The sequence below is a fragment of the Streptomyces sp. NPDC028910 genome (assembly GCF_055564955.1).
Window position 1 is genome coordinate 87,650 of record NZ_JBVHVF010000005.1, and the last position, 26,860, is coordinate 114,509.

At 73.5% G+C, this 26,860-nt stretch carries 23 protein-coding genes; 16 read left to right on the forward strand and 7 right to left on the reverse strand.

The window, feature by feature from the left end; translation table 11 throughout:
* Positions 1 to 56: 56 nt before the first annotated feature.
* Positions 57 to 260 carry a hypothetical protein gene (locus ACZ4TV_RS09355; protein ID WP_468132420.1) on the forward strand — a complete coding sequence of 68 codons (204 nt, stop codon included), beginning with the start codon at positions 57 to 59 and terminating at the stop codon, positions 258 to 260.
* Position 261: 1 nt separating this feature from the next.
* On the opposite strand, the gene snpA is transcribed toward ACZ4TV_RS09355, so the two are convergent.
* Complete coding sequence (gene snpA, locus ACZ4TV_RS09360) at positions 262 to 930, reverse strand: snapalysin (RefSeq protein ID WP_468132422.1); 669 nt, start codon at positions 928 to 930, stop codon at positions 262 to 264.
* A gap of 210 nt (positions 931 to 1,140) precedes the next feature.
* On the opposite strand from snpA, the gene ACZ4TV_RS09365 reads away from it, so the two are divergent.
* The 3 genes from ACZ4TV_RS09365 to ACZ4TV_RS09375 all read left to right on the forward strand — a co-directional run bounded on the left by ACZ4TV_RS09365 (position 1,141) and on the right by ACZ4TV_RS09375 (position 4,362).
* Entirely contained in the window at positions 1,141 to 2,076 is a 936-nt protein-coding gene (locus ACZ4TV_RS09365) for a LysR family transcriptional regulator (RefSeq protein WP_468132424.1), read from the forward strand.
* Between the two features lie 425 nt (positions 2,077 to 2,501).
* Positions 2,502 to 3,455, forward strand: a complete 954-nt coding sequence (locus tag ACZ4TV_RS09370) for a DUF4097 family beta strand repeat-containing protein (protein WP_468132426.1) — start codon at positions 2,502 to 2,504, stop codon at positions 3,453 to 3,455.
* Position 3,456: 1 nt separating this feature from the next.
* Positions 3,457 to 4,362 carry a PadR family transcriptional regulator gene (locus tag ACZ4TV_RS09375; protein WP_468132428.1) on the forward strand — a complete coding sequence of 302 codons (906 nt, stop codon included), beginning with the start codon at positions 3,457 to 3,459 and terminating at the stop codon, positions 4,360 to 4,362.
* 123 nt (positions 4,363 to 4,485) lie between these two features.
* Here ACZ4TV_RS09375 and ACZ4TV_RS09380 read toward each other — a convergent pair whose 3' ends face one another.
* The 4 genes from ACZ4TV_RS09380 to ACZ4TV_RS09395 form a co-directional block, all read right to left on the reverse strand.
* Positions 4,486 to 5,058: a Clp protease N-terminal domain-containing protein gene (locus ACZ4TV_RS09380; protein WP_468132430.1), complete on the reverse strand. Its 573-nt coding sequence runs from the start codon at positions 5,056 to 5,058 to the stop codon at positions 4,486 to 4,488.
* Entirely contained in the window at positions 5,058 to 5,267 is a 210-nt protein-coding gene (locus ACZ4TV_RS09385; protein WP_030013034.1) for a helix-turn-helix domain-containing protein, read from the reverse strand. The genes ACZ4TV_RS09380 and ACZ4TV_RS09385 overlap by 1 nt, the downstream gene beginning before the upstream one ends.
* A 56-nt stretch (positions 5,268 to 5,323) precedes the next feature.
* The gene (locus ACZ4TV_RS09390; RefSeq protein ID WP_468132432.1) at positions 5,324 to 6,286 is read right to left on the reverse strand and encodes a zinc-binding dehydrogenase; all 963 of its coding nucleotides are present in this window, start codon (positions 6,284 to 6,286) and stop codon (positions 5,324 to 5,326) included.
* A 286-nt stretch (positions 6,287 to 6,572) separates the two neighbouring features.
* Positions 6,573 to 7,775 carry an NAD(P)-dependent malic enzyme gene (locus ACZ4TV_RS09395; protein WP_468132434.1) on the reverse strand — a complete coding sequence of 401 codons (1,203 nt, stop codon included), beginning with the start codon at positions 7,773 to 7,775 and terminating at the stop codon, positions 6,573 to 6,575.
* A 523-nt stretch (positions 7,776 to 8,298) separates the two neighbouring features.
* On the opposite strand from ACZ4TV_RS09395, the gene ACZ4TV_RS09400 reads away from it, so the two are divergent.
* From ACZ4TV_RS09400 to ACZ4TV_RS09415, 4 genes are all read left to right on the forward strand, one after another.
* Positions 8,299 to 9,258, forward strand: coding sequence for an ABC transporter substrate-binding protein (locus tag ACZ4TV_RS09400; RefSeq protein WP_468132436.1), 960 nt, complete (start codon positions 8,299 to 8,301; stop codon positions 9,256 to 9,258).
* A 38-nt stretch (positions 9,259 to 9,296) separates the two neighbouring features.
* Positions 9,297 to 10,238, forward strand: coding sequence for an amino acid ABC transporter permease (locus tag ACZ4TV_RS09405; protein WP_468132438.1), 942 nt, complete (start codon positions 9,297 to 9,299; stop codon positions 10,236 to 10,238).
* Positions 10,238 to 11,002, forward strand: coding sequence for an amino acid ABC transporter ATP-binding protein (locus ACZ4TV_RS09410; protein ID WP_468132440.1), 765 nt, complete (start codon positions 10,238 to 10,240; stop codon positions 11,000 to 11,002). The genes ACZ4TV_RS09405 and ACZ4TV_RS09410 overlap by 1 nt, the downstream gene beginning before the upstream one ends.
* Positions 11,003 to 11,253: 251 nt before the next feature.
* Positions 11,254 to 11,883: a CGNR zinc finger domain-containing protein gene (locus ACZ4TV_RS09415; RefSeq protein ID WP_468132442.1), complete on the forward strand. Its 630-nt coding sequence runs from the start codon at positions 11,254 to 11,256 to the stop codon at positions 11,881 to 11,883.
* Here ACZ4TV_RS09415 and sodX read toward each other — a convergent pair.
* Complete coding sequence (gene sodX / locus ACZ4TV_RS09420; protein ID WP_468132444.1) at positions 11,787 to 12,209, reverse strand: nickel-type superoxide dismutase maturation protease; 423 nt, start codon at positions 12,207 to 12,209, stop codon at positions 11,787 to 11,789. The two genes, ACZ4TV_RS09415 and sodX, sit on opposite strands and share 97 nt — an antisense overlap.
* A 171-nt stretch (positions 12,210 to 12,380) precedes the next feature.
* Between sodX and sodN the strand changes: the two genes are divergently transcribed.
* Positions 12,381 to 12,776, forward strand: a complete 396-nt coding sequence (gene sodN / locus ACZ4TV_RS09425; RefSeq protein WP_030709803.1) for a superoxide dismutase, Ni — start codon at positions 12,381 to 12,383, stop codon at positions 12,774 to 12,776.
* Between the two features lie 92 nt (positions 12,777 to 12,868).
* Here the strand turns inward: sodN and ACZ4TV_RS09430 are convergent, their stop codons facing one another.
* A complete protein-coding gene (locus ACZ4TV_RS09430; RefSeq protein ID WP_468132446.1) occupies positions 12,869 to 13,057 on the reverse strand; it encodes a DUF6104 family protein in 189 nt (62 codons plus the stop codon).
* A 129-nt stretch (positions 13,058 to 13,186) separates the two neighbouring features.
* Here ACZ4TV_RS09430 and ACZ4TV_RS09435 point away from each other — a divergent pair, with 129 nt between their 5' ends.
* The 7 genes from ACZ4TV_RS09435 to fxsT all read left to right on the forward strand — a co-directional run bounded on the left by ACZ4TV_RS09435 (position 13,187) and on the right by fxsT (position 26,818).
* A complete protein-coding gene (locus tag ACZ4TV_RS09435; RefSeq protein ID WP_468132448.1) occupies positions 13,187 to 15,352 on the forward strand; it encodes a VMAP-C domain-containing protein in 2,166 nt (721 codons plus the stop codon).
* 121 nt (positions 15,353 to 15,473) lie between these two features.
* Complete coding sequence (locus ACZ4TV_RS09440) at positions 15,474 to 16,547, forward strand: AAA family ATPase (protein ID WP_468132450.1); 1,074 nt, start codon at positions 15,474 to 15,476, stop codon at positions 16,545 to 16,547.
* Positions 16,548 to 16,553: 6 nt separating this feature from the next.
* Entirely contained in the window at positions 16,554 to 19,871 is a 3,318-nt protein-coding gene (locus ACZ4TV_RS09445) for an SAV_2336 N-terminal domain-related protein (protein WP_468132452.1), read from the forward strand.
* A 693-nt stretch (positions 19,872 to 20,564) separates the two neighbouring features.
* Positions 20,565 to 20,708 (forward strand): FxSxx-COOH cyclophane-containing RiPP peptide, encoded by a 144-nt coding sequence (gene fxsA / locus ACZ4TV_RS09450; protein WP_468132454.1) that lies wholly within the window; start codon positions 20,565 to 20,567, stop codon positions 20,706 to 20,708.
* 137 nt (positions 20,709 to 20,845) lie between these two features.
* Positions 20,846 to 22,414 carry an FxsB family cyclophane-forming radical SAM/SPASM peptide maturase gene (locus tag ACZ4TV_RS09455; protein ID WP_468132456.1) on the forward strand — a complete coding sequence of 523 codons (1,569 nt, stop codon included), beginning with the start codon at positions 20,846 to 20,848 and terminating at the stop codon, positions 22,412 to 22,414.
* Positions 22,411 to 23,667: an HEXXH motif domain-containing protein gene (locus ACZ4TV_RS09460; protein WP_468132458.1), complete on the forward strand. Its 1,257-nt coding sequence runs from the start codon at positions 22,411 to 22,413 to the stop codon at positions 23,665 to 23,667. Before ACZ4TV_RS09455 ends, ACZ4TV_RS09460 begins: the two co-directional genes overlap by 4 nt.
* A 73-nt stretch (positions 23,668 to 23,740) precedes the next feature.
* Positions 23,741 to 26,818, forward strand: coding sequence for an FxSxx-COOH system tetratricopeptide repeat protein (gene fxsT / locus ACZ4TV_RS09465; RefSeq protein WP_468132460.1), 3,078 nt, complete (start codon positions 23,741 to 23,743; stop codon positions 26,816 to 26,818).
* Positions 26,819 to 26,860: the final 42 nt, after the last annotated feature.

A 26,860-nucleotide genomic window follows, 5' to 3' on the forward strand; every position in this document is an offset into this window, starting at 1 on the left:
CGGCCCCTGCGGTCCTTCCGGCTCCAAAAGGTGCGGATCCGTCCTACCGTGGAGGTATGGCCGGTGAAGAGCAGCAGCACGCACACGAGACGGTGGCCCCGCAGGCCGGGCGCGAACAGCGGACGTGCCCGGCGTGCGGGAGCCCCGTCGACACGGTGCTCAGACGGCGCAAGTCCCTCGGGATCTTCATTCCGGAGTGGGTCCGGGGTCCTTGCAAGAACCCGGACTGCCCGGAGTACGTGGGCCCCGAGGAGCGGTGACTCAGCCCTTGGCGGCGAGATCCTTCGCGTCCAGGCCGGAGGCGAAGCCGTTGGCCCAGAGCTGGTTGACGCGCGCCCGCTCGGTGGAGTTCGGCGTGGCGTTCGTGCACGAGGTGCCCGGACCGCCACCCGACATCAGCTCGCTGCACGGGCCCGAGTAGTGGTCCGGCAGGCCCAGCACGTGGCCGGTCTCGTGCGAGGTCACCCGGGTGGAGTTGTAGATCTGGTTCTGCCGGTAGTCGAGGAAGATGTAGCCCCGACCGTGCCCGTCCGTGCTCGCGTACGAGCCGCGTGAGTCATTGCCCTCGCGGTACGAGAAGTTCCCGCCGGAGGACACCTCCTGCAGCTTGACGTTGGTCACCGAGCTGTTCCAGATCTGCGTGGAGCGGGCTATCTGGGTACGGAAGCTGGGCGCGTTGCGGGTGTTGTACGTGACGGTCACGGCCAGAGCGCCGGGGTTCGCGGCACGCTGCTCGGCGACCGAGCGCCGCACGGCCTCGAAGAAGGCGCGGTTGGCGGCCTCATTCTCCTGCGAGCGGTCGTAGGCGGCGTAGCTCGCGGCGTTGCCGGCGGGGGCGGGCGCGGCGGTGGCGGTGGGGACGACGCCGAGGGTGGCGGCGAGGCCGAGGCCGACGGTGGTGGCCAGCATGGCCTTTCGGGAGTGGCGCATGTGGGGGAGCTCCTACTCGTCCGGTGCGGTGGGGGGTGGTCGTTCGGTACCGGAGTCTGCGGGAGCGGAAGTGCCCGGCGGATGATGTCACTGCCCGATAGCGCCGGCCTATCGGGAAGATTTCGACAGCCCAACTAGCATGAGAATGGCGGGATTCGGGGGGCTATCGGTGGCTGGTGCGGTCCACCGGGACCGGCCTACTCTCGGGGCATGGAGCTCGAGGTCAGGCACCTGCGCGCGCTGTGCGCCATCGCCGATGCCGGCAGCCTGCACAAGGCCGCCCGGCAACTCGGCGTGAGCCAGCCCTCCTTGACGACCCAGCTGCGCCGCATCGAACGGGCCCTGGACGGCGAGCTGTTCCTGCGCGAGCGCACCGGGTGCCGGCCCACCCCCTTCGGCCGCACCGTACTGGGCCGGGCCCGCCCGCTGCTCGCCGAGATGGCCGCGCTGGTCGCGGAGGCCCGGGCGCTGGCCCACGGCCCCCGGCTGCGCATCGGCTCCACGGCCAGCCGGGCCCTGCCGGGGTGGCTGCGCAGGCTGCACCGGAGGCTGCCCGACACCGAGACCTCGCTGGTCGTGGACGTCTCCGCCAACGCGCTGCTCAGGATGGTGGACGCGGGGCAACTGGACGTGGCGTTCGTGCACGAGGTGGAGGGCAGCCCGCTGCGGGTGCCGGCCGGGCTCCAGACGCACGTGCTGATGGAGCGGGAGCCGCAGTTCGTCTCGATGTCGCGGGACCATCCGGCCGCCGTGCAGGATGTGGTCTCCTTACGGGACCTGGCCGCCGACCGCTGGATGGTGGACCCCTCGGTGGACGGCGAGTGGGACGGGCTGCGGCGCGTCTTCGCGGGGGCCGGGCTGGACCCGCCGGTGCTGCACGCCGACTACCACACGGCGGCCTCGCTGATCATCTCCGGCGAGGCGGTGGCGCCGTGCCAGCCGACGTCCGGGCCGCGCGAGGACATGGCTATCCGGCCGCTGTCGGGGGACCCGCTGGCGGTGCGGCTGCTGCTGGCGACCCGGCCGGGGGCGCATGCGGAGGTCTACGCGGATCTCCGCGCCGCCTATCGCGAGGCGGCGCTGCGGACGCCGCCGTACCGCGCGTGGCTGCGGCATCACGAGAGCCCGCTCCTGGAAGCGGCCTGACCCGCCTGCCCGCCTACGGCCGAGCCACCGCTCCCGGGGCTCCGCCCCAGACCCCGCGCCTCAAACGCCGGCGGGGCTGAAAAGACCGGGGCTCCGCCCCGAACCCCGCGCCTCAAACGCCGGCGGGGCTGGATCTTTCAGCCTCGCCGGCGTTTGAGGCGCGGGTCCGGGCGGAGCCCGGGAAACGGTGAAAGGGCGGGGCGGGGAGAGGCTCCGCGCAGCGGCTCCCGGCCCCGCCCAGCGCGACGTACGAGCGTTCGCCGTCCTAGATCGGCGTGTTCACACGCTCGGGCACATCACCTCACATCGCGGACTCCGGCAGCGCCCTTGACTTCGCCCGACCGCGATATATCGTGTTGAACAGAAGACGCGATATGTTGCGTGCGTCGAGCCCCGTCCGTGAACGCACGAGGAGGATCAGCACCATGGCAGAGCAGTCGTCCCAGCCGTCGCAGTCGACGTGGCACTTCGCCGGGCCCGGGAAGCTCACCTTCGAGGAGCCGGTCACCGAGCTCCGCGTGCGCGTCGTGAGCGGCACCGTGAACGTGGTCGCCGCCGAGGACGGGCCCGCCCGCCTGGAGGTGACCGAGGTCGACGGACCGCCCCTCTACGTCGTGCAGGACGGCGGCACCCTCACCGTCTCCTACGAGGACCTGCCCTGGAACGGTGCCCAGGGCTTCAAGCAGTGGTTCGAGGCCAAGCCCTGGAAGACCTGGTCCGGCTCGGCCTCCGGCCGCAAGGCCTGGGAGCGCAGCGCCGCCTTCACCCTCACCGTCCCCGCGTCCACCCGGGTCCACGTGGCCGCGGTCGACGCCACCGCCTTCGTCTCCGGCATCTCCGGCGGCACCGACGTCAACGGGGTCTCGGGCGACGCCACGCTGGTCGGGCTGTCCGGCCGGGTCAAGGCGCACACCGTCTCCGGCAGCGTCGAGGCCCAGTCGGTCACCGGCGACCTCGGCTTCCACTCCGTGTCCGGCGGCCTGACGGTGGTCGACGGCGCGGGCGTGAGCGTACGGGCCGACTCGGTCAGCGGTGACATGCTCATCGACCTGGACCTCGGCCCGGCCGCCGCGACACGCCCCGTGGACATCGCGCTGAAGTCCGTCTCCGGCCAGCTCGCGATCCGCCTCCCGCACCCCGCGGACGCCCGCGTGGAGGCCAACACCGCCACCGGCGGCGTGTCCAACGCCTTCGAGGACCTGCGGGTCTCCGGCCAGCTGGGCGCCAAGCGGATCGCCGGCACGCTCGGTTCCGGTACCGGCACCCTGCGGGCCACCACCGTCTCCGGCGCCATCGCACTGCTGCGCCGCCCGCACCCCGACGCCGACGCCTCGGCCCCCGCTCCCGCTCCCCTCGCGCTCGACAAGAAGGTGCTCTGACATGCCGCCCGTCTTCGCCCACGGCCGCCTCCGCCTCTACCTCCTCAAGCTGCTGGACGAGGCCCCGCGGCACGGGTACGAGGTGATCCGCCTGCTCGAGGAGCGCTTCCAGGGTCTCTACGCGCCTTCCGCGGGCACCGTGTACCCGCGCCTGGCGAAGCTCGAGGCCGAGGGCCTGGTCACGTACGCCACCGAGGGCGGGCGCAAGGTGTACTCCATCACCGAGGCCGGCCGCGCCGAACTGGCCGACCGCAGCGGCGAACTGGCCGACCTGGAGCTGGAGATCCGCGACTCGGTCACCGAACTGGCCGCCGAGATCCGCGACGACGTCCGGGGCGCGGCGGGTGACCTGCGGCGCGAGATGCGGGCGGCGGCCTCCGCGTCGGCGGCCCACGTGGGCGAGGACGAGTCCTGGAAGGCGGCCAAGGAGGAGCTGCGCAAGGCGAGGCAGGAGTGGAAGGAGCAGGCGCGCCGGGCGAAGGACGAGAGCCGCCGGGCCCGCGAGGAGGCGCAGCAGGCCCGCCGCCAGGCCAAGGAGGCCCAGGAGCGGGCCCGCGAGGAGGTGCAGCGCATCGCGGGCCAGCTCCAGGAGCAGTTCGCCAAGTCCGGGGGCGTCCTGGGCAGCCTGGCCGGCGCGTGGCTCGGCGGCGGTACGTCGGCCGTGCCGCCGGTGGCGGATGTGGCGGCGGATGATGTGGCGGCGGACGCGGACTGGGCCGAGGACCTGACGCCCACCGGCGACCCGGCCCGCGACCTGGACCGGCTGCTGGACCGCTTCCGCGACGAGGTGCGTGACGCTGCGCGCGACCACGGGGTGAGTCCGGCTCAGCTGGCGCAGGCGCGTACGGATCTCGCGGCCGCGGCGGCCCGGCTCAGGACGACCCTTCGGGAGGGGCAGGGGCAGTAGGTCCGGCTGACGCGCCGCCGCCGGGGCTCCGCCCCGGGCCCCGCGCCTCAAACGCCGGCGAGGCTGAAAGGCCGGGGCTCCGCCCCGGACCCCGCGCCTCAAACGCCGGCGAGGCTTTTTGGGTCAGGCCGCCAGGGTTGCCTCGGCCGTGGTGTAGGTGATGCCGTGGTCCGTCAGGACCTCGGCGACCGTGCCGGGGCGGGAGAGCAGGGCCAACAGCAGGTGCAGGGTGCCGATGTGGGGGTCCTTGCGGTCGAGGGCGATGCGGAGGGACTGCTCCAGGACCTTCTTCGAGCCCTCGGTGAAGGGGACGTGGTAGCTGCCGGCCCGGTCGTCCGGCTCGGCGCGGCCCAGGACCGAGCGGAGCGAGGCGCCCAGCGTCCGCCTGCGCGGCGCCGGTGCGCAGAGGGCGCCTTCGCCGTGGGTCTCCTCGATGCGGGAGACGATCTGCGTGAGGTCGATGCCGAGTCCGGCCAGTGCCTCCTCGTCCGCCCGGGACATGCCGCCCCGGCGGCGGGCCGCCGTGAGGTCGGCGGCCACGGCGGCGCGGTCCACGCCCAGGGGGTCCAGTGCCCCCAGGGTCAGCAGGGAGAGCAGCAGGTGCTCCTCGGTGACCGTGGCGTCCCCGTGCTGCCGGGCCTCGGTGACCGCCCCCGTCACGGTGGACCGGGCGTCGTGGGTGAAACGTTCGAACATCAGAGCCTCCCGTACTTCTTGTGCACGGCCTGCCGGCTGACGCCCAGCTCGGCCGCGATCTCCTGCCAGGACCATCCCTGCGCGCGGGCGCTGCGTACCTGTACGGCCTCCAGCTGCTCCAGCAGCCTCCGGAGGGCGGCCACGGCACGCAGGCCCACGCGCGGGTCACGGTCACCGGCCCGCTCGGCGAGATCGGTGGCTTCCGTCATGAGTGTCAATGTAGGTTGACGGAGGAGGAGCTGTCAACCTTTGTTGACGTCTTCCGTTACGGCCTGAGGACGATCTTTCCGAAGAGGTCGCCCGACGCGAGCTTCTCGAACCCCTCGCGCGCCCGGTCCAGCGGCAGGACCTCGTCGATCACCGGCCGCAGCCCGGTCGTGGCGCAGAACGCCAGCAGGTCCTCCAGCTCGTCCTTCGAGCCCATCGTCGAGCCGACCACCTTCAGCTCCAGGAAGAAGATCCGGGTCAGCTCGGCGTGCGCCGGGCGGTCGCCGCTCGTGGCGCCGGAGATCACCAGGGTGCCGCCCGGGCGCAGGGACTTCACCGAATGGGACCAGGTGGCCGCGCCCACCGTCTCGATCACCGCGTCCACCCGCTGCGGCAGCCGCGCGCCCGGCTCGTACGCCTCCACCGCGCCCAGCTCCACGGCGCGCTTGCGCTTGGCCTCGTCCCGGCTGGTGGCGTAGACCCGCAGGCCGGCCGCCTTGCCGAGGGCGATGGCGGCGGTCGCGACCCCGCCGCCGGCGCCCTGCACGAGGACGGAGTCCCCGGGGCGTACCCCGGCATTGGTGAACAGCATCCGATAGGCCGTCAGCCAGGCCGTCGGCAGGCAGGCGGCCTCCTCGAACGACAGCTCGGCGGGCTTGCGTAGGACGTTCCAGGCGGGGACGGTCACCTGCTCGGCGAAGGTGCCCTGGTAGCGCTCGGTCAGGATCGAGCGGGGCTCGTCCGGGCCGACCCCGTGGCCGCTCTGGCCGATGACGGAGTGCAGGACGACCTCGTTGCCGTCCTGGTCGATCCCGGCGGCGTCGCAGCCGAGGATCATCGGGAGTTTCTCCTGGCCGAGGCCGACCCCGCGCAGCGACCACAGGTCGTGGTGGTTGAGGGAGGCGGCCTTGACGTTCACGGTCACCCAGCCGGGCCGGGCCTCGGGGGCCGGGCGGTCGCCCAGCTCAAGGCCGTTCAGCGGCTGGTCACGGTCGATTCGGGCGGCGTAGGCAGCGAACATGCCGCGACGCTACCGCTCGGTAGGCATGGTTTCCAGCCCTGACCGGGCTCGACCGGCCCGGCAGGGCACGCCCGGTCGCCGCCGCCGGAGCCACGTACGCGGTGCGGCCCTCGCTGGGCCCTGGGGCTCCGCCCCGGACCCCGCGCCTCAAACGCCGGCGAGGCTGTATTTGCGGGGCTGACATCAGACCGCGTACGCGAAGAGGCCCGGCGGGATCGATCCTGGATCGATCCCGCCGGGCCTCTCTCCGTACAGCTCGGCGCAGCGTTACGGCTCAGCGCGCCGTTCAGGCCAGGCGGGCCACGCCGTCGGCCTTCGCCGCCGCGGCGACGGCCGCGGCGACCGCCTCGGCCACGCGCTCGTCGAACGGCGACGGGATCACGTAGTCGGCGGCGAGCTCGTCACCCACGACACCGGCGATGGCGTCGGCGGCGGCGATCTTCATGCCCTCCGTGATCCGGGTGGCGCGCACCTTGAGGGCGCCCGCGAAGATGCCCGGGAACGCCAGCACGTTGTTGATCTGGTTCGGGAAGTCCGAGCGGCCCGTGGCCACGACCGCCGCGTACTTGTGCGCGACGTCCGGGTGGACCTCCGGGTTCGGGTTGGCCATGGCGAAGACGAAGGCGTCCTTCGCCATCGAGGCCACCGCCGCCTCCGGGACCGTACCGCCGGAGACGCCGATGAAGACGTCCGCGCCCACGAGCGCCGTCTCCAGGGAGCCGGTCTGGCCCGTCTTGTTGGTCAGGCCCGCGATCTCCGCCTTGACGTCCGTCAGGTCGGAGCGGTCCGCGGACACGACGCCCTTGCGGTCGGTGACGCAGACGTCGCCGATGCCCGCGTCCACCAGGATCTTGGCGATGGCGATGCCCGCCGCGCCCGCGCCCGAGATCACGGCGCGCAGGTCGCCGAGGGTGCGACCGGTCAGCTTGGCGGCGTTGCGCAGGGCGGCCAGCGTCACGATGGCGGTGCCGTGCTGGTCGTCGTGGAAGATCGGGATGTCCAGCGCCTCCTGGAGGCGGCGCTCGATCTCGAAGCAGCGGGGGGCCGAGATGTCCTCGAGGTTCACCCCGCCGAAGGAGGGAGCGAGACGGATGACCGTCTCGATGATCTCCTCCGTGTCCTTGGTGGCGAGCGCGATCGGAACCGCGTCCACACCACCGAACTGCTTGAACAGAATGGCCTTGCCCTCCATCACGGGGAGCGAGGCTTCGGGACCGATGTCACCGAGTCCGAGCACGGCCGTGCCGTCGGTGACGACGGCGACCACGTTGGACTTCCAGGTGTACTCGTTCACCAGCTCCGGCTGCTCGGCGATGGCGCTGCACACCTTCGCCACGCCGGGCGTGTACGCGAGCGACAGGTCGTCTTTGTCGGTGACCGGTACCGTGGCCTGGATGGCCATCTTGCCGCCCCGGTGCAACGCAAACACAGCGTCCGGGTTGTTCTCCGTGACGCTGTCGCTGTGAGGGTTGATGATCTCCGCTGCCACTGTGTGTGACCCCTTAAGTCCTTTGAATCGTTGAGGGTGGCCACTCCTGGTTAAGGGGTGGGCGGGCACCGCGTCCGTACTCCGCATCGACGGTTGGCCCGTCTCCGCGAAGGGGAGGTTCGTACGCGCGGGCGCGCCGCACGCGCGCCCTGAGCCCCGGATGAGGGGTGTAAGGATCTGTTCTACCCGAAGAACGCTCGCCCAGACGAGTCGATTCCCGCTCAACTGTAGGTCCGTTGTCCCGCTTTTGGCGAAAAGTCCAAACCTCAGTGTCCGGTAGGCGAGACGCTCCGTAGAAACTGCGGCCAAACTGCCTGGTCACGGCAGTATCTGCGGTCTTGATCCCCAATTCCCGCAGGCCTGTTGGGTGGCGCGGGTCGCCCGTTATCCGATTTTGACCTGACGGGCACCCTGAATGTCTCAGTCCGAATGGCAAGATGCCGTAATCACACGAGGTCGTGACACCCGATGGTGCGTGTCCGACCGTTTTCGATGCTTTTCCACCAGCCGGAGGAACGAAGCCATGACCGCAAGCACCACCCGTCGTACGACCGCCGCCCGGTCCCGGATCGCCGCGGTCGGCGCGATCGCGGTCGCCGGCGCCCTGATCCTCACCGGCTGTGGTGACCAGACCGACAAGTCCTCCACGGCTCCGTCGGGCCAGGCGAACAGCAGCGCGCCGCTCTTCTCGAAGCTTCCGAAGAAGATCCAGGACGCCGGTGTGATCAAGGTCGGCACGGACGCGACGTACAAGCCGATGGAGTTCACCGAGGGCGGCAAGATCGTCGGCGTGGACCCCGACATCGCGGCGGCCATGGCGAAGCAGCTCGGCGTCACGTTCAAGTTCGAGTCGGGCACCTTCGACACGCTGATCAGCAGCATGCAGACCGGCCGCAGCGACGTGGTCATGTCCTCGCTCAGCGACACCCCGGCCCGTCAGGAGGGCCTGGACGACAAGGGTGAGAAGACCGGTGCCGGCGTCGACTTCGTCGACTACTTCTCCTCCTCCACCGCCATCCTGGTCAAGAAGGGCAACCCGGAGGGCATCAAGACCCTCGACGACCTGTGCGGCAAGACGGTCGCCGTCCAGCGCGGCACCACCTACGAGACGGTCGCCAAGGGCCTGGCCGAGAAGTGCAAGACGGACGGCAAGGGCGAGCTCGCGATCGAGTCCTTCCCGACCGACGCCGAGGCCCAGACCCGCGTGAAGGCCGGCGGCGCGGTCGCCGACCTGAACGACGCCCCGGTCGCCTCGCACATCGCGAAGGAGGCGGGCGGCGGCAACGACTTCGAGGCCGTCATCACCGAGAGCGACGCCGGCTTCTTCGGCATCGCGGTGGACAAGAAGAACACCGAGCTGCGTGACGCGCTCAAGGAAGCCCTCGACGCGATCATCAAGGACGGCACGTACAAGGCCGCTCTGGACAAGTGGGGCGCGGGCTCCGGCGCCGTGACCGAGGCCAAGATCAACGCAGGCAAGTGACTCCCCGCGCCACCGCAGCACACTGAAGGGCAGTCACTGTGACTGACAAGCTCGACAAGGTCCCGGACCCGGCGGACACCCCGCCGGCCGGGCCCCTCCCCCCCGAGGCGATCCGCGCCATCCCGGTCCGCCACTACGGTCGCTGGATCAGCGCCGTGGTCGTCATCGGCCTGGTCGTGACGCTCGCGATCGCCTTCTCGCAGGGCAACGTCCGCTGGGCGACCGTCCCGGAGAAGCTGTTCGACCCCACCATCGTCCGTGGTGTCGGCAACACGATCTGGATCAGCGTCGCCTCGATGGCCCTGGGCCTGGTGCTCGGTGTCCTCTTCGCCGTGATGCGGCTCTCGAAGAACCCGGTGACCAGCACGATCGCCTGGTTCTACATCTGGCTGTTCCGCGGCACCCCGGTGTACGTGCAGCTCCTCATCTGGTTCAACCTCGCCCTGATCTTCCCGATCCTGAACCTCGGGTTCTACAAGGACGAGATGACCCAGGTCATGACGCCGTTCCTGGCCGCCCTGCTGGGTCTCGGCCTCAACGAGGGCGCGTACATGGCGGAGATCGTCCGGGCCGGCATCCAGTCGGTCGACGAGGGCCAGACGGAGGCCTCGCACGCGCTGGGCATGACCCGCATGCAGACCATGCGCCGGGTCGTGCTGCCGCAGGCCATGCGGGTGATCGTGCCGCCGTCGGGCAACGAGTTCATCAACATGCTCAAGACCTCGTCGCTCGTCGTCGCCGTGCAGTACTTCGACCTGCTGCGCGCGGCCCAGGACATCGCGTCCACCTCGTTCGCGGTGATGGAGATGTTCTTCGTCGCGTCGATCTGGTACCTCGCCCTGACCAGCGTGTTCAGCGTCGGCCAGTACTACCTGGAGCGCCGCTACGCCCGCGGTTCGCTCCGCTCCCTGCCGCCCACACCGTTGCAGAAGATCAAGGCGAAACTGTCCAGCCTCTCTGACCGCAAGGCGGTGGCCTGATGACGACTCCCATGGTGAAGGCCGAGGGCGTCCACAAGTCCTACGGTGCGGCGCACATCCTCAAGGGCATCGACCTGGAGGTCGCCCCGCGTGAGGTCTTCTGCCTGGTCGGCCCGTCCGGCTCCGGCAAGTCGACCTTCCTGCGGTGCATCAACCACCTGGAGCAGGTCAACGCCGGACGGCTGTACGTCGACGGGCACCTCGTCGGCTACCGCCAGAAGGGCGACAAGCTCTACGAGCTGAAGGACAGCGAGGTCGCGGCCCAGCGCCGGGACATCGGCATGGTCTTCCAGCGCTTCAACCTCTTCCCGCACATGACGGCCATCGAGAACGTCATGGAAGCCCCGGTCATGGTCAAGGGCGAGTCCAAGGCGGTGGCGCGCGAGCGCGCCGTACGCCTCCTGGACCGCGTGGGCCTCGGTGACAAGGGCGGGAACTACCCCACCCAGCTCTCCGGCGGCCAGCAGCAGCGCGTGGCGATCGCCCGCGCGCTCGCCATGGAGCCGAAGCTGATGCTCTTCGACGAGCCCACCTCGGCGCTCGACCCGGAGCTGGTGGGCGACGTCCTGGACGTCATGCGGGACCTGGCCGAATCGGGCATGACCATGATCGTGGTCACGCACGAGATGGGCTTCGCCCGCGAGGTCGGCGACAACCTCGTCTTCATGGACGGCGGCGTGGTCGTCGAGTCGGGCAACCCGCGCGACGTGCTGGGCAACCCGCAGCACGAGCGGACGAAGGCGTTCCTGTCCAAGGTGCTCTAGCGGCACAGGCGCGGCAGGCGCAGCACGGGTGAGGGGCGGTACGGATTCCCGTACCGCCCCTCACCGTTTCCTGCTGCCTGCTGCCTGCTGCCTGCTGCCTGCTGTTCCATGTCCACCCGGCCCCGCGTCCGTCCGTCCGTCCCCGAACCCGTTTCCGCCGTATTCGCCCTCCCGAACCCCTCTGTACGTAATACCCTCGAATACGTCTCAGTCGTTACTGGGGACATCAATCGCAGCCGTAAGGACTACAAGTGGAACTGGCCCATTACTCGGACTACGCCGTGCGCCTGGTCAACACCGAGGAGCCGGCCCGCAACAAGGACGTGCTCACCTCGGTGGACGCCGTCCGCGCCCTGTTCGGCGAAAGCGTGCAGATGGCCCGCCGCGTCACCGACACCGACGTCACCCGCTTCCGCAACGTCCGGGGCCGGCTGCGCGCCGTCTTCGAGGCCGCCGACGGCGGCGACCACGTCCTCGCGGTCGACCTGCTGAACTCGCTGCTCATGGAGTTCCCCGTCAGCCCCCAGGTCTCCGGCCACGAGACCCTCGGCGAGGACGGTGGCCCCCACTGGCACATCCATCTCGCCGACCACCCCTCCAACGCCTCCGCCGGCTACGCCGCCATCGCCTCCATGGGCCTGGCCTTCCACCTCACCGAACACGGCCCCGACCGCCTGGGCCTGTGCCAGGCCGCGCCCTGCCGCAACGCCTACCTCGACACCTCCACCAACCGCTCCCGGCGCTACTGCTCCGACCGCTGCGCCACCCGGGCCAACGTCGCCGCCTACCGCGCGCGCAAGCGGCTGGAGGCCGAGGCGTCCGCCCGCAGCGGGCGCAATGCCGACGCGGCCCAGGACAGCCGGGCCTTCAGCGAGCGCTGATCCGGCTCGCGCGGCCGAAAGCGCAGGACCGCCGTCGCCAGCACCAGCTCGCCGGGCACCGGCCCGTAGACGGTGCTGTCGCCGGTCTCGTTGTACGGGTTGTCGCCCAGCACCCACCAGCAGCCGCCCGGCCGCCGCTCCACCGCCCGCTTGACCACCAGCAGGTCCTGCTGGAAGGGGTGGCGCAGCACCACCACGTCACCCGGACGGACGACCGCCCCGTACCGGACCACCAGCCGGTCCCCGTTCAGCAACGTGGGCACCATCGACGCCCCCGTCACCTCCACCACCTCGAACCGCTTTCGCGGGCGCCCGTTCTCCGCCATGCGCGTCCTCCTCGTCACCTTCGCATGCTGCCGTACGGCCCCGTACATTCGCTCACCGGTCCGGCCGTGACCCTGGACTTTTGTCCTAAGCCCATGGGGGCGCCCGCGAAATCCGGTTCCTCAGCGAGTAATCTCCCCCTTGAGAAGACGATCACGAGGAGGACAAACTCCATGCTTTCCCGCCTCTTCGCCCCCAAGGCGAAGGTCTCCGCCCACTGCGATCTTCCGTGCGGCGTGTACGACCCTGCCCAGGCCCGCATCGAGGCCGAGTCCGTCAAGGCCGTGCAGGAGAAGTACCAGGCCAACGACGACGCCGACTTCCGCGCGCGCGCCATCACCATCAAGGAGCAGCGCGCCGAGCTCGCCAAGCACCACGTCTCGGTGCTGTGGAGCGACTACTTCAAGCCGCCGCACTTTGAGAAGTACCCGCAGCTGCACACCCTGGTCAACGACACCCTGAAGGCCCTCTCGGCCGCCAAGGCGTCCAACGACCCGGCGACCGGCGCGAAGGCTCTCGAGCTCATCGCCGAGATCGACCGCATCTTCTGGGAGACCAAGGCCGCCTGATCCGGCGCCTTGTGCCCCGCTCGGGCACCCTGACGACAACGGCCCGACTGCTCCTCGCAGTCGGGCCGTTCTCGGCTTCCGGGCCGCCCGGTCTACTCGTCGGCGTCCTCGTCCTCGTCGTCCAGGCGGGCCAGCCAGGTGGCCAGGCGTTCGACCGGTACCTCGAAGTCCGGGTTCAGGTCGACGAAGGTGCGCAGCTGCTCGGCGAGCCACTCGAAGGTGACCTCCTCCTCGCCGCGCCGCTTCTCCAGCTCCTCGATGCCGCGATCGGTGAAGTACAAGTCGGGCTCCGTGCCGTGATGGGGTGGTCATGGGGTGTTTTCCGCCAGGATAATCCGCCCGGCCCCGGAGGCCTCCCGCCCCCGGCGGCTCCGGCGCTAGCCTGGATGCCTCACGAGCGGGGGGCGCGGATGACGGACGGGCGCACGACGGGCTCCGCGCGCGCCTTCGAGCTCCTCGAGCCCCTCGTCCAAGCCGCGACGGTACGCGTTCACGCCCCGCCGGGCGGGTATGAGAACCCCGGCAGCCATCGGACCGGTCCCACCTGGGGGAGCGGCTTCTTCATCGCCCCCGGCTGGGTCCTGACGTGCGCGCACGTGGTCGGCGAAGGGGGTGCTGCGGTGCGTCTGACAGGGCGCGAGGTCGGCATCACCTTCTCCTCCGGGCGCCGCGGCGTGCGCGGAGCGGTCACCGGGACGGTCACCGGGCGCGTGGAGTGCGTACTGCCCGAGCGCCTGGAGGAGCGGCGGCCCGGCCGGCACGCCCTGTGGGACCTGCCCGACCTGGCGCTGATCAGGGTCCTGGCTCCCGTCTCGCACGCCTGTGTCTGGCTGACCGACCGCTCCAGGCCCCGCTTCGACGAGGTCGCCTACTTCGGCTGCACCGAGGACCTCGGCATCCCCGAGATCACCGGCCGTACCGCCCGGCTGCGCGGCACCGCCGGGAACGGCGCGGCCATCCGGCTCGGCGACGACGACGAGATCGACCCCGGGATGTCCGGCGGGCCCGTGGTGGACCTGGCCCGCGGGGAGGTCGTCGGCGTGGTCAAGGCCCGGCGGCACACGGGAGGCGGCGGGCTGGCCGTCTCCGTCGTGCAGCTGCGCACCCTTCCGATGGCCGCGCGGGGCCAGGTCGGGCTCTACCGCCGCGTCATGCAGGCCCACGACCTGTACCACTACGACCAGCACCTCAGCGATCTCGACAACCGCCGGACCTGGACCGACGTGCACGGCGAGCTCCCGGCGGAGGAAGGCGATCCGTACGCCGGCCGCGGCCGGCTGACCCCCGGCGAGCGCACCACCCTGTGCGGCCTGCTGGCCGAACTGCCTCCGCCGGGCTCCTCCGAGGTCGTACGGGCCCTGGTCGAGGCGGTGCGCGGGGAGGAGCCGGATCCGCAGCCGCCGGCCCCGCTGAGCTGGCGCGACGGACTGGGGCTGCTGCACGATCCGCCGGGCGGGGCGGGGGAGGCCGCGGCGATGCTGCGGTACGCGACGGACGTGAGCGTGGCCGACTACCGGGAGCCGCCGACCCCGGGCGCGGACGAGGAGCTGTGGGACTGGGTCCGGGCCACGGCCGAGCGGCTGTGGCGGCCGCTGCGCCGGGAGCTCGGCGAGCGCCACGAGCGCGGCCTCGCAGAGCGGGAGCGGCGCCGCCGGGCCTCGGCCGTGCGGGCGGTGAACGGCCCGTCCCGGCGGGCCGCCGGGCTGCCGCCCGGGGCCTCGGTGCTGCTGGAGGTGTGGGCGCACGGCTGGGAGGACGTCTACGACTGGCGGGTCTCCGTGCTGGCGGGCCCGGCGCATCCCGGGCGGGTGACACCGGTGGACTCGGGCGTACGGGCCACCCTGGCGGCTCTGCCGGAGGCGTTGCGGGTGCCGCTCGCCGAGGCCTTCCGGCGGTGCGACACCCACGAGGCGGCGGCCCTGCTCGAAGTGGCGGTGGCCCCCGAGCTGTTCGGGCTGGCCGTGGACGAATGGGCGGTGGTGGGCGGAGTACCCCTGGGGGTGCAGCGGCCCGTGACCCTGCGTCACCCCGGCGGCGCGCGGGAGCACTCCGGCGGGGCGAGGGAACACCCCGGCGGGACGCGGGAACCCGCCGGCGGGGCGAGGGAGCACCCCGCGGACCGCGAAGGCACCGAAGCGACCGCCCGGTGGGCGCGGGTGCAGGCGGGACCGCTGCTGGACGAACGGGCCGACTGCGTACGGGGACGCCCGCGCGCCCCCGCCGCCGAGTGGCTGTCGGGCCTGCCGGACAACACCGTGCCGGTGCACTGCCGGGCGGCGGAGCAGGAGCCCACGCTGGGATCGCTGCACGCGGTACGGGACGCCGGGTACGGGGTGGTCGTGACCCGGCGGCCCCCGCCGGGCCCGGGGGTGTCGTGCGCGCCGTTCCACCGCGGGGTGCGGGAGGAACTGGCCGAGGCCGGGCGGGCGGAGGTGCTGCCGCTGCGGTTGCAGACGCTGCGGGGGCGGGCGTACGGGGCGGACCCGGACGCGTACTGGGCGGCCGGGACGGGGCTGGTGTGGGAGGACCCGGCACGGCCGCTGCCGGACGACGAGCCACTGCAGGGCGATCTATGACGCGGTCTCCGACGCGACTTGTGTCGCGACCTGTGCCGCGATCTCTGAGGCGACCTGTGAGGCGACCCGTGAGGCGACCCGTGACGGCGCCGCGCCCGGCGGATTCGAAGGAGGGAGCTCCATGAACGACGAGTGGCTCATATACCGCGGGGTCGGTGAGCCCCATGACGGGATCGACGCCCTGCCCGACCCGCCGCCCTGGCGGGACTTCGACGGCGAGCCCGTGGCGGAGGCGGACGGCGCGGCCGGGATCGCCGACGGCAACGTGGCCCGGCGGCTCGGGGCGCACCGGCAGGCCGCCGAGCTGCACCGGCCGGAGCCCGAGGAGCTGGAGGCCATCAACGCGGCGCTGTACCTGCGGCGCCCGCTGCTCGTGACCGGCTTCCCCGGAACCGGGAAGTCCACCCTCGCGCACGCCGTCGCCCACGAGTTGAAGCTGGGGCGGGTGCTGCGCTGGCCGGTGGTGTCGCGGACCGTGCTCCAGGACGGGCTGTACCGGTACGACGCCCTCGCCCGGCTCCAGGACGTGCAGATCGCCGCGAGTGGCGGTGCCACCGGCGGGGCTCCCGGCGGCCCGGGCGGGGCTCCCGGCGCGGGGGCGGGGGCCGTTGCCGATGCCGGGCAGCCGCCCGGCATCGGGAAGTACATCCGGCTCGGGCCGCTGGGCACCGCCCTGCTGCCCACCGGGCGGCCCCGCGTGCTCCTCATCGACGAGCTCGACAAGAGCGACATCGACCTACCCAACGACCTGCTGAACGTGCTGGAGGAGGGGGAGTTCGCACTCCCCGAGCTGGAGCGGGTCGCCGACACCGAGCCCGAGGTGCGCGTGCTCACCGACGACGGGACCAAGGTGACCGTCCGGGGCGGCCGGGTCCGCTGCCGGGCGTTCCCCTTCATCATCCTGACCAGCAACGGTGAGCGGGACTTTCCCGCCGCCCTGCTGCGGCGCTGCATCCAGCTCAAGCTCGGGCAGCCCGGCGAGAAACGGCTCGCCACCATGGTCCGCGCCCACCTCGGCGAGGAGGCCGCCCGGCTGGGGGCGGACCTGATCCGGGAGTTCCTCAGCCGCTCCCAGTCGGAGCTGGTCGCCGCCGACCAGCTGCTCAACGCCGTGTACCTGACCCACTACGCCGCCCCGCCCACCCGGGAGGACCTCGCGGACCTGCTCATCCAGCGCCTCGACCGTCCGAGGTGACGGGCCGTGGCACCCGCCGGACCGCCCGGTGTCCGCGAACTGGTCGCGCTGCTGCGCGCCGCCGGGCTCGATCCGACCGCCGAGGAACTGGCCGACGCGCTGTGGCTGGCCGGCCACATCCGCGGGCCGGGACCGGCCGCCCCCGGCGAGGAGGGGGCGGACCCGGAAGCGGAAGCTGAGGATCTGGTCAAGGCGCCTGTGGAGTCCGTACGGGGTGAGGCGGAGGCTGAGGATCCGGTAAGGCTCTACGCGCCCGGGGCGCACCGCCCCGGCGGGGTGGAGGGAGAGGCTCCGGGGGAGTCGCCCGAGGAGTACGGAGTGCCCGTACGCGTGCCGGGAGCCGCCGCGCTGCCCCGCATCCTGGACATCCAACGGGCCCTGCGCGCCCTCCAGCGCCACCGCCCGCCGACCCCGCCCACCCGGCTGGTGATCGACGAACCGGCCACCGCCGAGGCCAGCGCCCGGGCCCTCGGGCTCGTCATCCCGGTGCTCAGGCCGGAGAGCCGGCGCGAGGCGACCGTACGGCTGGTGATGGATGCGTCCCCCTCGATGGCCGTCTGGCAGGACATGTTCGAGGAACTGCGTTCCGTGTGCGAGCGCCTGGGGGCCTTCCGGGACGTCCAGGTGCACTACCTGCACCGGCTCGCGGACGGTACGGCGGCGCTCGGGCGCAGCCCCGTACCCGGCTCCGGGGTGCGCTCGGGGGATCAGCTGCGGGACCCGACCGGCCGGGCCTTGACCATGGTGGTCTCGGACTGCGCCGGGCCGCTGTGGCGCGAGGGCGCGGCGCAGCGGCTGCTGCACCGGTGGGCCGAGTGCACGCCGTGCATGGTCGTCCAGCCGCTGCCGCAGCGGCTGTGGGGACGCAGCTGGCTGCCGACCGAGCGCGGGACGCTCTCCCGGCTGGAGGGCGGCGGGCAGAAGCTGAGATTCCGGTCAGACCGGCCAGCGCGGCCCGGGCGGCCCACGGGAGGGCTGACCGTGCCCGTACTGCCGCCGAGCGCGACCGCCCTCGGGGCGTGGGCCCGGCTCGTGGCCGGGCTCGGCACCGGGCCGGTACCGGCCGCGGTGGGCCGGGTCCTGGCGGACCACCCGGCCGCGCCCGTGCCGCCGCCGCGTGCCGTACGGCCGCCGCGCGAGCTGGTCGCGCGCTTCCGGTCCTCGGCCGCGCCCCGGGCCGTACAGCTGGCCGTGTACCTGTCGGCGGCGCCGCTGACGCTGCCCGTGATGCGGCTGGTGCAGCGCACGATGCTGCCGGACTCGGAGCCCTCGGACCTGGCGGAGGTGCTGCTGAGCGGGCTGCTGCGGCGCAGCGCGACGGGGCCGGGCCACTGGTACGAGTTCGTCCCCGGGGTCCAGGACGTGCTGCTGGGGCCGCTGGGGCGGGACGAGGCCACGCTGGTGCTCAAGCACTGCTCGGAGTACGTACTGGCGCACTTCGGGCGGGGCGTACGGAACTTCCCCGCGCTCGCGGTCTCGCAGCTGACTGGGGCGCCGCCGGCGGTGGGTCCCGTGTCCGAGGACGCCGAGCGGACGTCGGCGGGGCGGCTCCCGCAGGCCTTCGCGCAGGTTTCGGCCAAGGTCGTACGGCGCTACCTGCCCGGGATGCCGGAGGAGGGCCCCGCGGTGCGGGAGCCCGCCCCGAGCCCGGCGCCCCGCAGGGCCGGGGCGGTGCGCGCCGCGCGGGACCGGCTCGCGGACGTGGACGCGGACGGGGACGGCGGCCCGCGGGCGCTGTACGAGGCCGTCGCGGTGCTGCGGCGGGCGGTGGCGGCCCCGGCGGGGCCCGGCGACCCGCCCGAGGAGGCGGAGACCGAGCTGGCGGGGGCGCTGCTGCGCCTGTGGTCGGCCCAGCGGGATCCGGAGCTCCTGGCCGAGGCGGAGCGGGCCGTGACGGGACTGCGGACGGCTGCGGCGGGGGCGGTGCTCGGCCGGGTGCTGTACGAGCGGGCGCTGGTCGCGGGACCGGACGCGGAGCTGCTGGCCGCGGCGGAGCGGGAGTTCGCGGCGGCGGGGGCCGCGGCGGGGGCGGCGGCGGATCCGGAGCTGCGGCGGGACTGCGCGGTGCGGCGGGCCAAGACCCTGATCCGGCTGAGCGGGCTGCGCGACGACGCGGACGCGCTCCGCGAGGCCCGCGCGGCCCTCGAACCCCTGGCGGGCCCCGCACCCGGCGGGGACACCGGCCTGGGCGGGGACACCGGCCTGGGCGGGGACACCGGGCCCGGCGGGTACACCGGCCCGTACCCGGAGGGGTACTCGGAGCCGTCTCCCGCGCCGTACCCCGAGCTGCACCTGGCGCTCGGCCGCGTCCTGCTGGCCCTGTTGCCCCGTACCCCGGATCCGGCCGAGCGCACGGCCCTGGCCGAACAGGCCGCGGCCCGGCTGTCGAGGGTCCTGACCACCGGGCCGGCCGGCTCCGGCGGCACCGGTGGGGGGACCGCGCGGGCGCGGGTGCGGGTGGAGCTCGCCGATGCGCTGCGGTACCTGCCCGGGCGGCTGGAGGAGGCGGTCGGACAGCTGGTCGCGGCCCTGGCGGAGGCGGGCGGGGACCCGGAGCTGCGGGTGACCGCCCTGGTGTGCCTGGCGCGCGTGCACCGGGAGCGGTACGCGCGGGACGCCGATCCGGTGGCGCTGGAGGAGGCGGCCGAGGCGTACGGCCGGGCCCGGCGGCTGATCTCCCGGGACGGGGAGGTCTTCGGGGAGCTGCTGCCCGAGTGGGGCGACGTACTCCTGGAACGGGCGCGCGGCACCGACGGGCGGCGCTTCACCGGGGCGGCCGTACGCGTCCTGCGCGAGAGCCGGGCGGCGGTCCCGCAGTCCGATCCCGGGGCGGCGCACAGGCTGCTGCGGCTGGCCGCCGGGCTCCGGTTGCGGCACGCCTACGAGGGCGACCTGGTGGACCTGCGCGAGGCGGAGTACCTGCTGGAACTGGCCGTCCGGCAGAGCCGCAGCCCGCTGGAGCAGGCCCGCGCCTGGCGGGACCACGGCGACGTCCAGCAGGAGATCCACGGCCACACCCGGGCGGCGGAGCGCCTCGACCGTGCGGCGGACTCCTACCGGCGGGCCTGGCGGGCCGCCCTGGAGGCCGACCGCGAGGACCGCGAGGACCACGAGGGCAGTGCGGACCCCGAGGACACCGCCGTCCGGCTGGCCGCCGACGTACAGGAATTGCGCGGGGAGGTGCTGGAACGGCTCGCGCGCCCCCGGGCGGCCCTGGACGCGTACCGCTCCGCGCTGGACCTGTGGACCCGGCTCGGCGCGGGCACCGACCCCCGCCCCGAGGCGCTACGCGCCCGCGTACGAACCCTGGAGACCGACCTCTGATGCCACCACTTCCCGCCGAGCCGCAGCCCGACCCGCCAGCGGGGCTACAGGTCGGACTCCAGCCCGGGTCGCCAGCCCGGCGACCGACTGCGCCTCCGCCCGAGCCGCCCGCCCCGAGGCGGCCGTCGCAGCGACGGCCGCCTCGTAGAGCCTCAGCCAGAGCGGGCAGCCGGGCTACAGGCCGGACTCAGCCCGCGCCGCAAGCCGGGCGACCGGCAGCCTCAGCTCGCGCCGCAGCCGGGCCGGCGGCCGCGCCGCCAGCTGGCAGCCGAGTCGCCCGCCGAGCCGCAAGCCGGGCTACCGGCCGTGCCGAGCCGCGAGCCGAGCCCCTGGCCGCGCCACGGGCGTGGCCACGGGCGGGGCCACGGGCGGGGCCAGCGGCCGAGCCTCGGCCAGAGCCGCCAGCCGGGCTACAGGCCGGACCTCAGTCCGAGCCGCGAGCCGGGCGGCGAGCCGCGCCTCAGTCCGAGGCGCGAGCCGGGCCGCAGGCCGAGGTGCCCGCCGAGGCGTAAGCCAAGCCGCCCGCCGGGCCCCGCTCGCGCTGCAAGCGGAGGCGGCGGTTTCCGTGGGGTGGGCGGGGGGAAAGGGCAGTGGACCATCCGGTGTGCGACGTGACAGGGGGAGCAGCGGCACATGGTGATGAAGCGTCAGGAAGTGGCAGCGGCGACTCCGGGACCGGAATGTCCGGGGCGGATGTTGCCGGACCTCTCCGGCCTGGACCTCGCCGCGCTGCGCGGGATCGACCATCCCGTGCTGGCCCAGGTGATCGAAGGCATGGTCGAGCGGGTGACCCACCCGGCCGAGATCCTCAACGCCTTCGACTCCAGCGTGGCCTGACCGGGCGCCGCGCCGCGCCTGATCCGCCCCACCTCCACGCGAGTTGACCACTTTCCGCCGTTAGCCGGGACCGTCCGAAGGGCAGGGATGGACCGTCCGCAGGGGGACAGCGGTAGCCGGGGGAGGAAGGGGCGGCGATGAGGCGATCCATCACGAGCGACTCCGCACTGGACGCGCCGCCCGCGCCGCCCGCGCTGAACGCGCCGCCCGCACCGAACGAACCGCCCCCCTCACCCGCACCCGGCAGCCCCGGCCCCGACCCCGCCCCGCACCACGACGACCCCGCCGCGCAGCTGCTGCGCCACGCCCGGCACGCGCCCTGGCCCTACACCCGGCTCGACGTGGCCGCCGTACGGGCCGCCGGACACCGGCCCCACCCCGTACGGCAGTTCGTGCTCAAGACCCGCAGCCGCTGCAACCTCGCCTGCACCTACTGCTACGTCTACGAGATGGCCGACCAGGGCTGGCGCGGCCAGCCCGCCGCCATGACCCCCGCCACCACCGCCCGCGCCGCCGAGCGGATCGCCGAGCACGCCGCCGCCCACGACCTGCCCCGGGTCGACCTGGTCCTGCACGGCGGCGAACCGCTGCTCACCGCCCCCGCCGCACTGGCCGCGCCCGTCGAGGCCGTACGGGCCGCCGTCGCCCAGGCCGCCCCGCGCACCCTGGTCACCGCCACCGTGCAGACCAACGGCACCCTGCTCACCCGCGCCCGCCTCGCCGCCCTGGCCGCCGCCGGGATACGCGTCGGCGTCAGCCTCGACGGGGGGCTGCCCGCGCACAACGCCCGGCGCGTGGACCACGCCGGCCGGCCCGCCTTCGCCGCCGCCGCCCGCGGCTTACGGCTCCTGGCGCGGCATCCCGACAGCTACGCCGGGGTGCTCAGCGTCGTCGACCTCGACCACGACCCGGTGGAGACGTACGAGTCCCTGCTCGCCTTCGCCCCGCCCAGCGTCGGGCTGCTGCTGCCGCTCGCCAACTGGAGCGTCCCGCCCCCCGGCCACCACCCGGGCCGGACCCCGTACGCCGACTGGCTCCTCGCCGTCTTCGAGCGCTGGTGGCACGACGGCGTACGGCGCACCCGGATCCGGCTCTTCGAGGAGATCATCGCCCTGTTGCTCGGCCTGCCCGCCGCCACCGAGACCCTCGGGCTCCAGCCCGCCGCCACCGCCGTGATCGAGACCGACGGCTCCATCGAACAGGCCGATTCACTGAAATCCGCGTACGAGGGCGCCGCCGCCACCGGCATGAGCCTCGACACCCACAGCTTCGACCAGTTCCTCGACCATCCCGGGCTCGCCGCCCGCCAGCTCGGGCGGGACGCGCTCGCCGCCGGATGCCGCGCCTGCGAGCTGGTCGAGGTGTGCGGCGGCGGGCACTACCCGCACCGCTACCGCGCCGGCGAGGGCTTCCGGCAGCCGTCCGTGTACTGCGCCGACCTCCAGGTCCTGATCCGGCACGTCGCCGCCGCCGTCCAGCGGGCGGCGCGGGCCACCACCGTCCAGCACACCGTCCAGCCCACCGCACAGGCCGCCACCGTCCAGCCCACCGTCCAGCCCACCGCACAGGCCGCCACCGTCCAGCACACCGCCCAGCCAACCGCACAGGCCGCCACCGTCCAACAGACCGTCCAGCCCACCGCACCGCCCACCGTCCAGCACCCCGCACGGGCCACCGTCGCCCACCCCCCGGCGGTCGCCTCATGACCGCCGCCCTCGCCGCCTTCACCGTCTCCTCGCCCACGCTGCGCGCCCTCGCCTCCACCGAGCCCTCCCCGGAAGGAACCCGCCTGGTCCGCGACGTACGCCGCTCCAAGCGCCTGGTCCTGCTGCGCGCGGTCCTCGACGCCGCCCCCGGCGGCCGGTCCGGGGAGGCCGCCGACCACTGGGCCCTGCTGGAAGAGGCCGAGCGGCACGACCCGGACGCCGTGCGCGACGTCCTGCACTACCCGGCCACCGGGGTCTGGGCCGAGGAGACCCTGCGCCGGCTGCACGCCCGGTGCGGACCCCCGCCCGACCTCGGCCACCTCGGGGCCCTCGCCGTCGCCGCCGCCCTGCGCGCCCGGATCGCCTTCACCCACACCCTGCGCCCGCTGCACGGCCGGCTCGTCCTGCCCACCCTCGGACTGCTGCGTCCGGACCGCCCCGGCCCGATCGCCCTCACCGAACGCTCCTGGGACCCCGACGACCCGGCCACGCTGCCCCTGCACGCGCTGCCCGGGGGCCGGACCGCCCTCGACGACCTCGACCCCTACCGGGCGCCCGGTCCCGCGCAGCCGGTCTCCGTACGTCCCGCCCGCCGGCTCACCCCCAAGGGCCACAAGCGGTGGGACACCCAGTGGTCCGGCGCGCTCACCCTGCTCCAGCGGTACGACACCTGCCGCGCGGAGGAGACCGTCGAGCTGCTGCGCTCCGTCGTACCGCTGGCTGGCGGCGCCCGCTCCAACGGCGCCACCCTGCCCGCGGCGGCAGGCTCCGTACTGGCCCGCGCGCAGGCCCCGCCCGCGCTGGCCGCCACCCTCGTCCACGAGGTCCAGCACGGCAAACTGGCCGCACTCGCCGACGTCCTGACCCTGCACACCGCCGACCGCACGCCCCGCCACTGGGCCCCCTGGCGCAGCGACCCGCGCCCGCTGGAAGGACTCCTGCACGGCGCCTACGCCCACCTGGCCCTGGCCGGGTACTGGCAGCGCGCCGCCCTCTACGGGGCCCGCGGCGCCTGGGCCCAGCACGCCCGGATCCGCGCCCAGGTGGCCGCCGTCCTGCCCGCCCTGCACGCGCACGACCAACTGACCTCTGTGGGGCGGGTGTTCATCGATGCGATGAGCGCCGCCGAGCGGGCCATGGACGAACTGCCGCCGCCCGGCGACCAGCACGCCGCGGCCCGCCGGGCCGTCGACCGGGCGCGCCGCGCGTGGTGCGAGGCGCACCCCGAACTCGCCGCGTTCGTACGGGTTTGAGGGGGCCCGTCACCGGCACTGCTGCGGTACCTTTTCAGTCCCGTCCACTGCCCGGAGCCCAGGGAGACGGCGCATGACCACCGGTAGTCGGCAGGACCGCGAATCGGCGGCGCAGCAACACGAGCAGCAGCAACACCAGCAGCAGCAGCACCAGCAGCACCAGCAACTCCCGCCGCAACACCAGTACCAGCCCCAGCGTTTCGTCATCAGCTTCGCCGGGTTCAACCGCCCCTGGGCCGTATGGATCGCCCACCGCCTGGAGGAACACGGCCACCGCGTAGCGCTCCAGCGCTGGGACCCGCAGAACAGCCCCGGCCTCGCCCCGGCCCTCGACGACCTCGCCCGCTCCGGCAGCCGCGTCCTCCTCGTCCTCAGCGAGCGCTACTTCTCCGCCGGCACCCACACCGACGAGGAGTGGAACACCGCCCTGCGCACCGTCACCGACGACCACCCCGACCGGTTCGCGGCCGTCTGCCTCACCGACGCCCCGCTGCCCAGCGCCGTCGCCGTACTGGAGAAGACCGACCTGTGGGGCCTGGACGCGTACGAGGCCGAATACCGCGTGCTGCGCCGCCTGGAGCTGCCCACCGACCGGATCGGCACCGACACCGGCCGCCGCGGCCCCCGCTTCCCCAACGACCCGCCCGAGATCTGGGGCCGGGTCCCGCGCCGCAACCCGCGCTTCACCGGCCGCAACGACGTCATCGGCACGCTGCGCGCGGCGCTGACCGAGGCCCCGACCGGCGCGTCCACCGTGACCCTGCTCGGGCTCTCCGGCGTCGGCAAGACCCAGGTCGCCACCGAGTACGCCTACCGCTTCGCCTCCGAGTACGACGTCGTGTGGTGGGTCCCGGCCGAGGACCGGCCCACCCTGCGCGAACGCCTCGCCGACCTCGCCCCCGCCCTCGGACTGCCGCGCGGCGCGGGCAGTTACGGCGAGCAGATCCGGGCCGTCCTCGAAGCGCTGCGGCGCGGATCCCCGTACGGCCGCTGGCTGATGGTCTTCGACGGCTGTGACAACCCGGACGACCTGATCGACCTGCTGCCCTCGGGTGCGGGCCATGTGATCATCACCTCGCGCAACCGCGAGTGGGCCGCCCGGCACACCAGCCTGGTCGAGGTCCCGCTCTACGCCCGCCCCGAGTCGATCACCTTCATCCGCCGCCGGGCCCTGCGCCTCACCGCCGACGAGGCCGACCAGCTCGCCGAGGCCCTGGAGGACTACCCGCTCGCCCTCGACCAGACCGCCGGCTGGCTCGCCGACTCCCCGCTCCCGGTGGGCGACTACCTCGCGCTGCTACAGCGCCGGATGGACTCCCGCGAGGCCGTCACCCTCTCCGAGGACTACCCGCTGCCCTTCCCCACGGCCCTCGCCATACTGCTCAACAACGTCCGGGAGAACTTCCCCGACGCCCTCGCCCTGCTGCGGCTGTTCGTCTTCTTCGCCCCCGGGCCGGTGCCGCTGCGGCTGCTGCGGGAATTCCCCGCCGACGACGTGCCCGAACAGCTCGCCGGGCTGATCAACGACCAGATCCGGTGGAACGCCGCCCTCAACAAACTCGTCCAGTTCTCCGTGGTGCGGCTGGAGTACTCCGACCTGGCCGTGGAGGAGGGCGGCGGCGGGCTGGAGACCGTACAGCTGCACCGCATGGTCCACGGCATCGTCCGCGAGAACCTTTCCGAGGAAGAGGCCGAACCGCTCGCCCGGGCCGTCCGCCAGGTCCTCGCCGCCGCCGACCCCGGCCGGCCCTCCGACTCCCGGCTGTGGCCCCGGTACGCCGAACTCATCCCGCACCTGGCCACCTCCGGGGTCCTCACCAGCAGCAACCCGCGCATCCAGAACTTCCTGCTGCACTGCCTGCGCTACCTGATCCTCGCCGGGGAGTACCGCACGTGCCTGCGGCTCGCCGAGGAGACCGACCTGATCTGGCGGGCCATGCTCGGCGAGGACCACCCCAAGGTCCGCGAGCTCAGCTACCAGTACGGCGGTGCGCTGCGCAACCTCGGCCTGTTCCGGCGCGCCGAGACCGTCACCCGGGCGCGCGCCGCCCAGCTCGCCCGGGAGCGCGGCGAGCGCGACCTGGAGACCCTGCGCGCGAGCAGCTCGTACGGCGGCGTCCTGCTGTGCATCGCCCGGTTCGAGCCGGCCCGGGAGATCTTCGAACACTGCCTGGCGACCTACCGCGAGCTGCTCGGCGAGGACGACTCCACCACCCTGGCCGCCCAGAACAACCTGGCCGCCACCTACCGCCTGCTCGGCCGCTACCAGGACGCCTACGACCTCGACCTGGACACCCTGCGCCGCCGCGAGCGCGTCCTGAGGGACCACCACATCTCCACGCTGTCCTCGGGGATCGCCTGCGCCATGGGGCTGCGGCTGATGGGCCGTTACCACGAGGCCCAGACCCGGCAGGAACAGAACCTCAAGGTCAACACCCAGGTGCTGGGCCTGGAGCACCCGCAGACCCTGCGCGCCGAGCACAACCTCGGGATGTGCCTGCGCCGCTCCGGGGACATCCCCGGCGCGGGCCTGCGGCTGCGGACCGTGTGGGAGCGGGCGACCCGCGTCTTCGGGGTCGACTACCCGTGGACGCTGATGGTCGCCTCCGACTACGCGACGTACTTGCGCGAGTACGGGGACATCGGCGAGGCCCGCCGGATCTCCGAGGACGTGGTCCGCGGGTACCAGTCGCAGCTCGGCCTCGCCCACCCCTACAGCATCGGCACGGTCGGCAACCTCGGGCTCGTACTGCGGGCGCAGGGCGAGCGCGCGGAAGCCCTGTCCCTCGCGGAGCAGGCACTGGTCGGCATGCGGGGCGCGCTCGGCGACCGGCACCCCTGGACGCTGGGCTGCGCCCTGAACGCCACGGGACACCGCAACATCACAGGGCGGCTGGAGGACGCGCTGGACCTGAGCTCGGAGACGCTGCGCACGGCCGCGAGGGTCCTCGGCCCGGACCACCCGATGACGCTGAGCGCCCACATCGCGCTGGCGGCCGACCTCCGCTCGGTACGGGAGCACGCGGAGGCAGGCAAGCACGAGGACGCGGGCATCAGGGGGCTCATCCGCACGCTGGGCCCCCAACACGTCCACACGGTCTCGGCCCGCCAACAAACCCGCCCGTACTGGGACTTCGAGCCGCAGCCGTAGGCGCCCCACGGGCCTTCCACACGCGTGGTGTCCCGCGGCGCG